Source organism: Paucibacter sediminis (genome assembly GCF_030254645.1).
GTDB lineage: Bacteria > Pseudomonadota > Gammaproteobacteria > Burkholderiales > Burkholderiaceae_C > Paucibacter_B > Paucibacter_B sediminis.
The window spans coordinates 2097636-2109963 of the sequence record NZ_CP116346.1 but is presented as its reverse complement, the minus strand read 5'-3'; the positions used below and the strand labels follow the sequence as shown (position 1 = coordinate 2109963).

Here is a 12328-nt window from a genome sequence, read left to right as displayed (position 1 = left end):
CGAGGCAGGGGGCAATATAGCCCGGCAGAGCCCAATAAAGCCCGCTTCAATCTCAATGCGCGCGCAACAAACGCAGCAGTTCCTCGGCCGGCATGGCGCGGTGGTAGAGCCAGCCCTGGGCCTCGACGGCGCCCAGCGCGAGCAGCACGTCGTGCTGCTCCAACGTCTCCACCCCCTCCACCGTGATCTCCATCCCCAGCGTCTGGGCCAGCATGATGATGGACTTGACGACGGCGCGGCTGTGGTGCGAGTCCACCAGCTCGATGACGAAGCTGCGGTCGATCTTGATGCGGTCGATCGGCAGGCTGACGATCTGGCCCAGCGAGGAGAAGCCGGTGCCGAAATCGTCCAGCGCCAGCCGCACGCCCAGATCGCGCAGCGCCTGCAGGCTGCCGCGCAGGGTGGCGGACTGGGCAAACAGCGATTCGGTCAGCTCCAGCTCCAGGCATTGCGCCGGCAGCGCATGGCGCTGCAGGCAATGGCGCACCAGGCCCAGCACATCGTCCTGCTCGAACTGGCGCACCGAGACGTTCACCGCCACGCGCACCAGGCCCAGGCCCTGGGCACGCCAGGCCGCGGCCTGGGCGCAGGCCTGCTCCATCACCCAGGCACCGATGGCGCAGATCATGCCGTTGGCCTCGGCCACCGGGATGAAGCGCTGCGGCGCCACCTGGCCCAGCTGCGGATGCTGCCAGCGCAGCAAGGCCTCGGCACCGAGGATGCGGCCGCTGCCCATCTCCAGCATGGGCTGCCAATGCAGGCTCAGCTGGCCGGCCTGCATGGCCAGGCGCAGGCCCTGCTCGATGCGCAGCTGTTCGCTCGCGCCATCGGCATGGGCCTGGGCATACAGGGCCACGCGGTTGCGGCCGCGCGCCTTGGCCTCGTACATGGCGGCGTCGGCGGCGCGCAGCAGGCTTTGCGGGCTGTCCACCTGCTCGGGGAAGAGCGCCACGCCGATGCTGGCGGTCACCGCCACCGGCTGCGCCGCCAGCGGCACCGGCTGCGCCAGCGCCTGCAGCAGCTTCTCGGCCAGCTGCAGCGCATCGTGGGCGCTGCGTGGGTGGCGCATCAGCACCACGAATTCATCGCCGCCCAGGCGCACCGCCACATCGTCGCTGCGCAGGATCGAGATCAAGCGCACCGCCAGCACCTTGAGCAGCTCGTCGCCACAGTCGTGGCCGAGGCTGTCGTTGATGAACTTGAAGCCGTCCAGATCGATGAACAGCAGGCCCAGGCTGCGCAGGCCCGGGGCATCCAGCACGTCCTGCATGGCGACGCGGTTGCCCAGGCCGGTGAGCGTGTCGTGCAGGGCCAGGTGCTGCAGCTTGTGCTGGGCGTTGCGGATCTCGGAGATGTCCGAGAAGCTCAGCACATGGTGGCCCGGCAGCCCCTGCTCGTCGAGCACGGCGCTGAGATGCTCGAGCGCCGGGAAGGTGCTGCCATCGCGGCGCATGCAGCTGACCTCGCCATGGCGCGGCGCCTCTTCCTTGCGATCGGGATGGTCGCCATGGCGGCGCGCGTAGAGGAACTCGGCCGGCCGCAGCCCCAGCACCTGGCTCTCGGGCCAGCCGGTCAGCGCGGTGAAGGCGGGGTTGCAGCTCAGCACGCGGTGCTGGGCGTCGAGGAACATGATGGCCTCGTCGGTGGCGTCGAAGGCCGCCACCGCCTGGCGCAGGCGCGTCTCGCCCTCGACGCGCGCGGTGACGTCGCGCACCATGCCCATCACCAGCTGCTCATGCTCGAAGCGCCGCGCATGGATCTCCAGCCAGCGCGCCGCGCCGCCGGGGGCCAGCCAGCGGCAGGTCAGGTCGAGCGGGATGCCATGCTCCAGCAGGGCCTGCAGCGCGCGCTGCGCCGGCGGCTCCAGATGCTGCTGCAGCTCCACCATGCTGGCGGCCTGGGTGAGCGCACGGAATTCCTGGCCCAGCTGGTGGCCGCCCCAGCGCAGCTGGCCGCCCTGCGACTCCAGCACCGCCAGCTGGGCGGACTCGAGCGCCAGCAGCAGGCGGCGTTCGGCCGCCTCGGTCTTGCGCTCCTCGCTGCGCCGCGCCATCGCCATGTGCAGGGTGGCGTTGAGCTCGCGCAGCTCGAAGGGCTTGAGCAGATAGCCGTAGGGCGCGGCCTGCGCCGCGCGCCGCAGCGTCTCGGTCTCGCCATAGGCGGTGAGAAAGATCACCGGGATGGCGAGCTGCTCGCGCAGCTCGCAGGCGGCGGCCACACCGTCGCTGCCCTGGTCGAGGTGGATGTCCATCAGCACCAGGTCGGGGGTCTCGCGCAGCGCCAGGCGCAGCGCCTCCTGCTCGCTGGAGGCAATGCCCACCACCTCGTGCCCGAGTTGCTCCAGGCCGCTGCGCAGGTCGAAGGCGACGATGCGCTCGTCCTCGACGATCTGCACGCGCAAGGGTCGATCCAGCGAGGCCATCATGGCGCGGTTCCTTCCATGTCGACGAACAGCCGGGCCCGCGTGCCGGCGGCCCGTTCGATTTCCAGCGTGGCACGGCATTGCTCGGCCAGCAGGGGCAGCAGCTGCAGGCCCAGGCTGCGACCCTGGCCGGGCGTCTGCTCGGGCGGCAGGCCGATGCCGTCATCATGCACCTCCAGCAGGGCGCGTTCGCCGGCCAGGCGCTGCAGGCTGACGTGCACCCGTCCGGTCCGCCCGCCCGGGAAGGCATGCTTGAAGGCATTGGTGACCAGCTCGGTGACCAGCAGGCCGCAGGGAATGGCGCGCTGCGGGTCGATGCGCAGGCCCTGTTCGGGCACGTCCACCAGCAGCGCGATGCTGTTGCTCTCGCCCAGATAGGTGGAGCGCAGCAGCCCGCACAGGCGCTGCAGATAGGGGCCCAGCTCGAGCGCGCTGAGGTCGCCACGCTCGAACAGCATCTGGTGCATCAGCGCCATCGAGCGCACGCGGCTCTGGCTGTCGCGCAGCGCCTGCTGCACCGCCGGCTCGGCATTGCGGCCCTGCAGATTGAGCAGGCTGGTGATGACCTGGAGATTGTTCTTGACGCGGTGATGCACCTCGTTGAGCAGCACCGTCTTCTCGACCAGCGCGCGCTCGATCTGGGCCTGGGCGGCGCGGCGCTCGGTGACATCGCTGATGGTGGCCAGCACCTGCTGGCCGGCGCTCTCGGGCAGCGGGTTGAGGCCGATCTCCACCGCGAACTCGCTGCCATCGCGGCGCAGCGCATAGAGCTCCTGGCGCTTGGCCATGTAGCGCAGCGCCGGCTCGCGCATGTATTGCTTGAGGTGGGAGACATGCTGCTCGCGCTGGCGCTGCGGCACCAGCTGGTGCACCTCCATGCCCACCAGCTCGGCGCGCGCGTAGCCGAACAGCTGGGCCATGCTCTCGTTGGCGAGCTGGATCACGCCGCGCTGGTCCACCAGGCCCATGCCCACGGTGGCGCCCTCGAAGACGCGCCGGAAGCGGTCTTCGCTGGTCTGCAGCGCGGCCTCGCTGGCGCGCCGCGCCGAGATGTCGATGCCCGAGGGAATCAGATGCGTGATGCGGCCGCTGTCGTCGCGCAGCGGCGCGATCATGAAATCGATCTCCATGCGCGTGTCGCCGGCCATGCGCACCACCACGTCGCGGCGCAGGGTCTCGCCCTGGGCCGCGCGCGCCACCGCCCCGCGCAGCCATTCCTGGTTGGCCGCGTCGGCGCTCCACCAGGGCGTGTCCCACACATACAGGCCCCGCACCTGCTCCAGCGTCACCCCGCCGGCCTCCAGCGGCGCGCGGTTCGCCTCCAGCAGCACGCCATCGGGCGTCAGCACGCCCACGAACATGAAGAGGCTGTCCAGCACGCGGCGCAGCTGCTGGTCGCTTTCCAGCTTGATGCGCTCGGCGCGCCGCTCCAGCGAGCGGTTCAGGGCCTGCACCAGCACGCCGACGACGCGGCCCGCGCCATCCGCGATCGGCAGATAGCTGGCCAACCACTCTGAGAGTTCGCCCGGCAGGCTGGGCACCTCGGCCGCGACCTCGAAGTCGCGCAAGGCCTGGCCGGTGTTCAGCACCTCCTGCAGCAGCGGCTCCAGCGAGGCCGCCGCCGCGGGCAGCACCTCGCGCACCGTGCGGCCCAGATGCTGCTGCACGCTCACGCCATTGGCCTCGGCCAGCATGGTGTTGATGTGGCGATAGCGCAGCTCCTCATCAAGCACCGCCAGCCCGACCGGCAGCTCGCTTGCGAACAAGGCATGCAGCGAGGCGAGATGCAACTCGCCTTCGCGCGACTCAACAGCCATGGCGCCTCCCAGCAGCCCCCCGCTGCGCCGCAGTGGCAGGGTTCGGCTGATTTATATCAAGAACGGAGCATGGTGCCCAGGGCCGGCACTGCAGAAATAACTATGCCGACCACCGCCGCCCTTGCGGGACTTGGTGGTCGGCATAGCACTCCTCCCCTCGATCATCACGCTGAGGTCCAGGCAGCGCGTGATCTGGGTTGCAGTATCTCGACGCGGCCCGCCGGCGCCTATCCCTCTCTGGAGGGATGCAGGCGCTCAGGCAATCGCAAGGCGCGGACTTGTGCGCTGTGCGCGCAGCAGCTCCTGCATCATGCCCAGGTAATAGGCCAGCGGCGGGGTGCGCTTGCCGGGATGCTTGGCGAGATCGTCCCAGCGCCGCAGCTGCAGGGCCTCGCGCGCAAACGGCTGGGCCATGAAGAGCAGCTTCTCCTCGCCGCTCATTGGCCCGCCCTGCAGCCCGAGGCTGTGGCGCGAGGCCGGGGTCAGGTCTTGCGCATAGTGCGCATCCACGCTCACCAGATAACGCTTGGCTTGCACATGCAGGCGTATCGGCTCCAGCACGGCCGGGCCGAAGCCGGTGGCCAGCAGGGGTAGGGCGCGCAGCTCATGCTGATCGTCCCGCAGCGCCTCGCCGGGGGCTGCGTCCATCAGCTGGCCAAGGTCGTGCAGCAGCGCGGCCACCACCAGATGGTGGTCGGCATCGGCCCACTCGGCCAGCTGCGCGCATTGCAGGCCATGGGCCAGGGCGCTGACGGGCTCCTGGCGCTCGCCGCTGTAGCAAAGCCCTCCGCGGCGCAGGAACAGCGCTTCGATCTTGCAGATCAGGTCCATGACTCACCTCCTTGGCTGGCGGCAGTCTGGGCCGCGGCAATGACGCGGCTGTGACGCCAAGGGTCTCAGCGTTCAAAAGCAATGAACCTTGACCTCAAGCAAGCTGAACCACCACCCGGCCCTCGGCAAGCACACTGACGACATCGCAGAAACGCCGGACCCCACAGCATGCCAAGCCAACCAGGCCATCCAAGCGCCCGCCACCACGGCCTCACCATCTTCCTGCACTGGCTGCTGGCACTGGCCATCGTGGGTGCCTTCGGCATGGGGCTCTATATGAGCGACCTGCCGCTCTCGCCCACCCGCCTGAAGCTCTTCAACTGGCACAAATGGGCAGGCATGACGATTCTGGCGCTGTCGGCGCTGCGCCTGCTGTGGCGTCTGGCCAAGCGTGCGCCGGCCGATCTGGCCATGCCCGCCTGGCAGGCGCGCGCCGCCCACGCGGTGCATTTCCTGCTCTATCTGTGTTTCTTCGCCGTGCCGCTGTCGGGCTGGGCCTACAGCTCGGCCGCCGGCTTCCCCATCGTCTGGTTTGGCGTGCTGCCCCTGCCCGACTTCGTGCCGGTGGACAAGCTGCTGGCCGAGACCCTGAAGGAGCGGCACGAACAGCTGGCCTGGCTGCTGGCCCTGCTGGTGCTGGCCCATGTGGCCGGTGCCCTCAAGCATCACTGGATCGATCGCGACGGCCTGCTGCAGCGCATGCTGCCCGGCCGCCGCTAAACCCTCACGAACGAAGCCATCATGAAAACCATTTTTTCCACCACCCTGATCGCGCTCGCATCGGCCGCCCTGCTGGTGCAGGGCCCGGCCTGTGCCGCCACCGCCAAGCCCGCCGCCACCACCGCGGCAGCACCGCAATTGCTGGCGGCGCAAAGCGAGCTGGGCTTCACCAGCAAGCAGATGGGCGTGCCGGTGGACGGCCGCTTCAAGCACTTCGATGCCCAGCTGAGCTTCGACCCCAAGAAGCCCGAGGCCGGCAAGGTGAGCTTCAACATCGAGCTGGCCAGCGTCAGCCTGGGCGACCCCGCCTTCGACGGCGAACTCGCCAAGCCCGCCTGGTTCGACAGCAAGAAGCTGCCGCAGGCGAGCTTCCAGAGCAGCGCCATCAAGGCGCTGGGCGGCGGCCGCTTCGAGGTGGCCGGCAAGCTGAACATCAAGGGCCAGGCGCGCGACGTCGTGGTGCCGCTGAGCCTGGCCCAGGCCGGCGCCACCACCACCGCCAGCGGCGGCTTCGTGCTGAAACGCCTGGAATTCAAGATCGGCGACGGCGAATGGGCCGATACCTCGATGGTCGCCAACGATGTGCAAGTGAAGTTCAAGCTCGCCTTCAGCGGCGTTGCACCGCTGTGATTTTCTTCCGTTCGTTCAACCCTGCTCCAACCACCTCAGATATGAAAAAAGCTTTCCTGATCGCCGCCCTCGCCGCCCTCTCGGGCCTGGCCCAAGCCGAAACCGCCAGCTACGCGGTCGATCCCACCCACACCTTCGTGACCTACGAGATCCAGCATTTCGGCACCTCCACCAACCGCGGCCGTTTCGACAAGAAGGAAGGCTCGGTGCAGCTGGACCGCGCGGCCAAGACCGGCAAGGTCGAGATCAGCTTCGAGCTGGCCGGCATCAACACCGGCGTGGTGCCGATGGACAAGCACCTGCTGAGCGATGACTTCTTCGCCGCCGACAAGTTCCCCACCGCCAAGTTCGTGGGCGACAAGTTCGTCTTCAACGGCGACAAGGTGGCCGAGGTGGCGGGCCAGCTGACCCTGCGCGGCAAGACCAACCCGGTGACGCTGAAGACCAGCCACTTCAACTGCTACCAGAACCCCATGCTCAAGCGCGAGGTCTGCGGCGGCGACTTCGAGGCCACCATCGACCGCACCCAATGGGGCGTGGACTACGGCCTGGCCTGGGGCTTCCCCAAGAACGTGCGCCTGCTGATCCAGGTCGAGGCGGTGCGCCAGTAAACGGCTCGACCGGCACGGCACGGTCACATCCCGACACAAGACTTGCGTTCCGGAAGCCCGGGGCGCGGCGATGATGCCCGGCATTCCCCACTCATGGGGAGTGCCGGGCGCGCCGAAGCGCCCTAGCATGCGCCTCAATTCCGGGAGAGACCCTCAGTGCAGTCACAGCGTGCCGTCCAACTTGCCTTTGCCCTGGCGCTGCTGCTGGTGCTGGTGATCCAGGCCTTCTTCTGAAGCCTCGCCGCGGGCGCCGCACCGCCCGTCGGCGCGATCTGCACTTCATGCCGCCGCCCGGCCGGCGTATCGCCCGGGCTTAGGGCCGCCACGCGGCCTTGCGTACAGTGGGAACCATCGAACAAGGTCCCCGATGAACGCCGTCCCCCTCAATCCGACCCTGATGCAACGCTGGCAGAGCTTTTCCAAGGCCTGCGTGCGCGGCTTCCATGTCTATGCCAGCTGGCTGGTGAGCATCAGCTGGAAGCGCTTCATCGTGCTGTCCGTGCTGCTGCTGATCGGCACCAACATCCTGCAGGACCTGCCGCCCTTCACCTGGCGCGTCACCGAGCATGTGGACGGGCCCTCGATGCCCAAGCTCCCCAAGCTGCCCAAGCCCGCCAGCACCGCCAAGCTGCCGGCGGGCATGCATTACGAGGTCAAGATCGACAAGCATGGGGTGCGCATCGTGCCGGTGGCCAGCCCGGCCACGCCGGGCGCCTCCGGCGTCGAGCCCCAGCCCGGCGTCGAGATCAAGCTGCCCGAGAGCATCAGCAGCGAGGATGCCAAGGCCGCCATCGAGCAGGCCAAGGACGCGCTGGAGGAGCTGGCCCAGCAGGCCCGCGCCGCCCAGGAAGCCGCCGAAGAGGTGCGCGACGAGGCCCGCCAGGCGCTCGAGGAGGCCGGCGCCGTGGGCAGCCACACCCGCACCCGGGTGGTGCATCTGGGCGACTTCCTGGTCAACCTGGCCGTCTTCATCATCCTCGGCTCGGGCGTCATCAAGGTCACCTACAAGGGCCGCATCCAGGCCGAGGTGAAGGCCGCGCAGGCCGAGGAGACCGCCGAGGCCGAATCGCTCAAGCGCCAGGTGATCGAGGCGCGCATGGCCGCGATGCAGGCCCAGGTCGAGCCGCATTTCCTCTTCAACACCCTGGCCTCGATCGACCACCTGATCGAGACCGACCCGCCGCGCGCCTCGCAGATGCAGCGCAACCTGATCGCCCTGCTGCGCGCCTCCATGCCCACCATGCGCGAGGCCAATGCCGGCGGCGTGCGCGACCTGGGCCGCGAGATGAGCGTGATCAAGCCCTATCTGGAAATCCTCAAGGTGCGCATGGAAGAGCGCCTGCAGACCGAGATCGACGTGCCCGAGGGCCTGATGTCGGCCGAATTCCCGCCCATGATGATCCAGAGCCTGGTGGAGAACGCCATCAAGCATGGCCTGGAACCCAAGGCCGAGGGCGGCAGCCTCAAGGTCAAGGCCGAGATCGTGCACGGCAAGCTGGCCGTCACCGTGGCCGACACCGGCCTAGGCTTCGGCCGCGCCGCCACCGCCGGCACCGGCGTGGGCCTGGCCAATATCCGCGAACGCCTGATGCTGCTGTACGGCAGCAAGGGCGGCATCACCGTCACCGAGAACCAACCCTCGGGCACCGTCGTGACCATCACCGTGCCCTATCGCAGCCGTGAACAAGGAGCTTGAGCATGAGGACCGCTTTCAAGGTGATGCTGGCCTTCGGCCTGGTGATGATGTTGCTGGCCAGCCTGGCCGGCGTGGCCATCTGGCATGAGCTGGCCAGTTCCCCGGGTCTGCACATCACCATCAACGACGAGGAGCTGAGCGCGGCCGGCTTCGGCCTGGGCGACTTCCTCGGCCTGGTGCTGGGGCTGGGGATTGCCGGCGTGGTGGTGTTGCTGGTGGTGCCGGTGGTGCTGCTGTTCAGCATCGGCCTGCCCTTGCTGATCGTGGGCGGCGTGCTGGCTCTGCTGTGCCTGCTGTTCTCGGGCATCGGCGCGGTGCTGTTCTCGCCGCTGTTCCTGTTCGGCCTGCTGCTGTGGCTGATACTGCGTAAACCGAGAAAAATCGCCAAGGCGTGATTTAGCATCGCGCCATGAGCGAAACCACACTCTCCCCCGTGCGCGCCGTCCTGGCCGATGACGAACGACTGATGCGCGAGCAATTGCGCAGCCGGCTGACCGAGGTCTGGCCCGAGCTCGAGATCGTGGCCGAGGCCAAGAACGGCCTTGAAGCGGTGGAGCTGGTGCGCGAGCACCACCCCGACCTGGTGTTCCTGGACATCCGCATGCCCGGCCTCACCGGCGTGGATGCGGCGCGCCAGATCGCGCAACTGCCCGAGGACGACAGCTGGCTGGTGCCCGAGATCGTCTTCATCACCGCCTACGACCAGTACGCGGTGGAGGCCTTCGAGCAGGGCGTGGCCGACTATGTGCTCAAGCCCGCCGAGCGCGAGCGCCTGGTGCTGACCGTCGCGCGCATCAAGAAGCGGCTGGCGCAGCGCCACAACGGGGGCGGCGGCGAGAGTGCCGAGGCCGCGCCCGCGGAGACCGGCCAGGCCCAGCCGCTGCAGCAGCTGCTGCACCAGCTCTCGGCCAAGCTCAATCCGGGCGGCGCGCCCAAATACCTGCAGTGGATCCAGGCCACCGTGGGCCAGGCGATCCAGATGATCCCGGTGGAGGACGTGCTGTTCTTCATCAGCGACGAGAAGTACACGCGCGTGCAGACCGCCGGCGTCGAGGCGCTGATCCGCAAGCCCATCAAGGAACTGGTGGACGAGCTGGACCCCGCCCTGTTCTGGCAGATCCACCGCTCCACCCTGGTGAATGTGAAGGCCATCAACGGCATCACGCGCGACTTCCGCGGCCGCCAGCTGGTGGGCGTGAAGGGCCTCAGCGAAAAGCTCGAGGTCAGCCGCAGCTATACGCAGCTGTTCAAGGGCATGTAGCAGGCAAGATCTGGCACCGATGGGTGGCAACTTCCAAATTGGTCAGATCGTTGACAGCGGCCCTTCTAATTCCTTGATGGATGAATATCCATATCTGGCTAGAAGTGACATGACGAATGCGGGACCCACTGCATAGGTGAATGCCAGCCGCCCTTTCAGGTTCGCAACTTCAGGCATGGGCAGCTTCCCAACGCTCAGCCGATGCAGGGCAGCTCGAAGCTCACTTTTCGCATCGCGTCCGATGGATGCTTGCCCTTGATTTGAAAGCGTGAGCCGATTCATGAGCAAATCCCTCAAGCAAATTTTGGCTGCGTTGGCCGTCCTGGTGTTGGCCTACACCGGGGCATCAGTGCTCGTCACGATTACTCAGCTAGCGGGTGCGGCTGATCGAGTTCACTTTGGCGCTGGCCAGTATGTCTTCTGGTGCCTGCTCAGTCTGTTCGCCACTCTGGCGGCAACGCCAGCAGTTCTCTACTTTAGGCTGCCCAAGCCACTGACACCCCCAGTCAATCAGGACGAGCCGGCCTATGGCGACTATTTGCAGCTCGTGCTGCAATCGCTGCGTCGGAATCCACGACTAGACAGTCAGAATTTGAAGGGCACAAGCGATATTCCGGTGGCATTGGAAGTCCTTGGTTCGCTTGCGGACGAGACTGCATTGAAGGCTGCATCCGAGACCTTTGTTAGCACAGCACTGATGCAGAACGGAAGGCTTGATGGCCTGCTGGTCTTGGCTTCGCAGTTGCGCCTGGTGTGGCGGATCATGTCCATTTACCACCTGAGGCCGGCACCGCGCCAAGCGTTGTATGTCTATGCGAACGTTGGAGGAGCGTTGCTCGTGGCAACCAGCATCGAAGATGTGGATTTCGCCGAAATCACCTCACCCTTGCTTAGCGCCGTTGCGCCCTCGTTGGCAACCAGCGTGCCGGGGCTTGGCGGGCTTTCCCGCATGCTAGGCAACAGCTTGGCGAACGGCGCCGCCAATGCCTTTTTGACCCTGCGCGTGGCGATGCTCACGAAGCAATATTGCCAAGCCCTAGTTCGACCAGAGCCAAATTCCGTGCGAAAGAGTGCCACCTTGGACGCCTTTGCTCTGCTCGCAATTGTCAGCCGTGATAGTGGCGCTCGAGTAGTCAAAGCCATGCTCAAAGGTGCTGGCGGGATGCTCTCCAATGCGGCAAGCGTCACTGCTCAGGGGTTAGCAAAGACCATGGCTAGTGGGGCCAATGCCGCGGGAGATCAGGTCAGGAAAGTTGGCCAAACTGTCGGCCGCGTTGTCAATGCCTCAACAGAAGGCGCCCGCCACCTGGGCGGCAAGATGGCGCGCCTCGGCCGCAAGTCGGCTGAAGTAGATTCAGAACCGCCTGCCTCGCCCACGCAAGACTCCTAGTGCGCAATCTTTCCTTACTGCAATTGCGTGTGAATCGAGTCAATCGGACCTCAAGGCAATGATTAACGACGGTCATGTCCGATGAGCGCTTTTCGTGCAGCGACTTGGAATCTTGACGGCTACGGTTCTGGCGCCACTTCGCGCCTTCCGAGACAGCTTGAGGTTCTTGAATCCTTACGTGCTGATGTACTGGTTTTGACCGAAGTCCGAGACACGACTCGACTGCCTGGCATGAGCTTCTGGTGGTCAGATCAAGGACAACCCCCCTACGCGCCACGAGATCGTGCGGTCAGCATTGCATCGCGTTGGCGCGGACATAGCTTGAAGGTCAAGGACAGCCGCCTTTCCGTATGCGTTGCCCTCGAGGCGCCTGCGCCGTTAGGGGTTGTCATCGTCTATGGCACCGTCATTCCGTACGCCATGGACGGTGTTCGGCATCGGTTGGCGACGAAGTGGGAGCGGCATCGCAAGGCGGTCACTGATGTCCTTGACGACATGAATCAATTGAGAGCCAACCCTGCGTATCGCGATGCATCCGTGGTGCTGGCCGGCGACTTCAATACCAACCTAGATGGCAGCACGTGGTACGGCGAGCCAGAAGCGCGGGCTAGTCTGATTGATGGCCTCGTGCGTACAGGCCTTCGGTGCCACACCCTCGAGGACATCCGTGCTACCCGAGGATCCGATAGGGCGATCGTCGACCACGTGTGGTCCACCGCAAACCTGCTTCCCGTCGACTCCCTGCAAATTTGGTGTGACCGCAAGGAGCCGGGAAGGCTGTCTGATCACAACGGCGTCGCGATTCAGTTGGCTTCCCATAGCTAGGAGCCTTGAGCGCAAAGTCAATGACAACGATGTGCGTCGTTGCCCGTGGGACTGATGTTCATCGAGTGCCTGCGCGGGTAATCGATGCCGTCAGTTTTAGCTGCGCAACAGCCAAGCGCAGCCTG

12 protein-coding genes are annotated in these 12328 nt (G+C 66.4%); 8 read left to right on the top strand and 4 right to left on the bottom strand.

Features of this window, described 5'->3' with window-relative positions; genetic code table 11:
- Positions 1-52: 52 nt before the first annotated feature.
- The 3 genes from PFX98_RS09605 to PFX98_RS09595 all read right to left on the bottom strand — a co-directional run bounded on the left by PFX98_RS09605 (position 53) and on the right by PFX98_RS09595 (position 5070).
- Positions 53-2425 (bottom strand): two-component system response regulator, encoded by a 2373-nt coding sequence (locus PFX98_RS09605; RefSeq protein WP_285234977.1) that lies wholly within the window; start codon positions 2423-2425, stop codon positions 53-55.
- Positions 2422-4239 (bottom strand): PAS domain-containing protein, encoded by a 1818-nt coding sequence (locus PFX98_RS09600; protein WP_285234976.1) that lies wholly within the window; start codon positions 4237-4239, stop codon positions 2422-2424. Before PFX98_RS09600 ends, PFX98_RS09605 begins: the two co-directional genes overlap by 4 nt.
- A gap of 255 nt (positions 4240-4494) precedes the next feature.
- Positions 4495-5070 carry an HD domain-containing protein gene (locus PFX98_RS09595; protein ID WP_285234975.1) on the bottom strand — a complete coding sequence of 192 codons (576 nt, stop codon included), beginning with the start codon at positions 5068-5070 and terminating at the stop codon, positions 4495-4497.
- 168 nt (positions 5071-5238) lie between these two features.
- Here PFX98_RS09595 and PFX98_RS09590 point away from each other — a divergent pair, with 168 nt between their 5' ends.
- From PFX98_RS09590 to PFX98_RS09565, 6 genes are all read left to right on the top strand, one after another.
- Positions 5239-5790: a cytochrome b gene (locus PFX98_RS09590; RefSeq protein WP_285234974.1), complete on the top strand. Its 552-nt coding sequence runs from the start codon at positions 5239-5241 to the stop codon at positions 5788-5790.
- Between the two features lie 21 nt (positions 5791-5811).
- Positions 5812-6420 (top strand): YceI family protein, encoded by a 609-nt coding sequence (locus PFX98_RS09585; RefSeq protein WP_285234973.1) that lies wholly within the window; start codon positions 5812-5814, stop codon positions 6418-6420.
- A gap of 41 nt (positions 6421-6461) precedes the next feature.
- Entirely contained in the window at positions 6462-7031 is a 570-nt protein-coding gene (locus tag PFX98_RS09580; RefSeq protein ID WP_285234972.1) for a YceI family protein, read from the top strand.
- Between the two features lie 367 nt (positions 7032-7398).
- Positions 7399-8727, top strand: coding sequence for a sensor histidine kinase (locus tag PFX98_RS09575; RefSeq protein WP_285234971.1), 1329 nt, complete (start codon positions 7399-7401; stop codon positions 8725-8727).
- 2 nt (positions 8728-8729) lie between these two features.
- Positions 8730-9122 carry a hypothetical protein gene (locus PFX98_RS09570; RefSeq protein WP_285234970.1) on the top strand — a complete coding sequence of 131 codons (393 nt, stop codon included), beginning with the start codon at positions 8730-8732 and terminating at the stop codon, positions 9120-9122.
- 14 nt (positions 9123-9136) lie between these two features.
- On the top strand, positions 9137-9988 hold the full coding sequence (locus PFX98_RS09565) for a LytR/AlgR family response regulator transcription factor (protein ID WP_285234969.1): 852 nt from the start codon (positions 9137-9139) through the stop codon (positions 9986-9988).
- Between the two features lie 42 nt (positions 9989-10030).
- Here PFX98_RS09565 and PFX98_RS09560 read toward each other — a convergent pair whose 3' ends face one another.
- Positions 10031-10270 (bottom strand): hypothetical protein, encoded by a 240-nt coding sequence (locus PFX98_RS09560; RefSeq protein WP_285234968.1) that lies wholly within the window; start codon positions 10268-10270, stop codon positions 10031-10033.
- On the opposite strand from PFX98_RS09560, the gene PFX98_RS09555 reads away from it, so the two are divergent.
- Together PFX98_RS09555 and PFX98_RS09550 are read left to right on the top strand one after the other, a co-directional pair.
- Entirely contained in the window at positions 10269-11378 is a 1110-nt protein-coding gene (locus PFX98_RS09555; protein ID WP_285234967.1) for a DUF697 domain-containing protein, read from the top strand. The two genes, PFX98_RS09560 and PFX98_RS09555, sit on opposite strands and share 2 nt — an antisense overlap.
- Positions 11379-11459: 81 nt before the next feature.
- Positions 11460-12203 (top strand): endonuclease/exonuclease/phosphatase family protein, encoded by a 744-nt coding sequence (locus tag PFX98_RS09550; RefSeq protein WP_285234966.1) that lies wholly within the window; start codon positions 11460-11462, stop codon positions 12201-12203.
- Positions 12204-12328 lie beyond the last annotated feature (125 nt).

Bases quoted from the DNA above. Each gene is read 5' to 3' on its own strand.
- PFX98_RS09595 (WP_285234975.1), bottom strand. From the start codon at position 5,070: ATGGACCTGATCTGCAAGATCGAAGCGCTGTTCCTGCGCCGCGGAGGG.
- PFX98_RS09600 (WP_285234976.1), bottom strand. From the start codon at position 4,239: ATGGCTGTTGAGTCGCGCGAAGGCGAGTTGCATCTCGCCTCGCTGCAT.
- PFX98_RS09560 (WP_285234968.1), bottom strand. From the start codon at position 10,270: ATGAATCGGCTCACGCTTTCAAATCAAGGGCAAGCATCCATCGGACGC.
- PFX98_RS09575 (WP_285234971.1), top strand. From the start codon at position 7,399: ATGAACGCCGTCCCCCTCAATCCGACCCTGATGCAACGCTGGCAGAGC.
- PFX98_RS09580 (WP_285234972.1), top strand. From the start codon at position 6,462: ATGAAAAAAGCTTTCCTGATCGCCGCCCTCGCCGCCCTCTCGGGCCTG.
- PFX98_RS09590 (WP_285234974.1), top strand. From the start codon at position 5,239: ATGCCAAGCCAACCAGGCCATCCAAGCGCCCGCCACCACGGCCTCACC.
- PFX98_RS09605 (WP_285234977.1), bottom strand. From the start codon at position 2,425: ATGATGGCCTCGCTGGATCGACCCTTGCGCGTGCAGATCGTCGAGGAC.
- PFX98_RS09565 (WP_285234969.1), top strand. From the start codon at position 9,137: ATGAGCGAAACCACACTCTCCCCCGTGCGCGCCGTCCTGGCCGATGAC.
- PFX98_RS09585 (WP_285234973.1), top strand. From the start codon at position 5,812: ATGAAAACCATTTTTTCCACCACCCTGATCGCGCTCGCATCGGCCGCC.
- PFX98_RS09570 (WP_285234970.1), top strand. From the start codon at position 8,730: ATGAGGACCGCTTTCAAGGTGATGCTGGCCTTCGGCCTGGTGATGATG.
- PFX98_RS09550 (WP_285234966.1), top strand. From the start codon at position 11,460: ATGAGCGCTTTTCGTGCAGCGACTTGGAATCTTGACGGCTACGGTTCT.
- PFX98_RS09555 (WP_285234967.1), top strand. From the start codon at position 10,269: ATGAGCAAATCCCTCAAGCAAATTTTGGCTGCGTTGGCCGTCCTGGTG.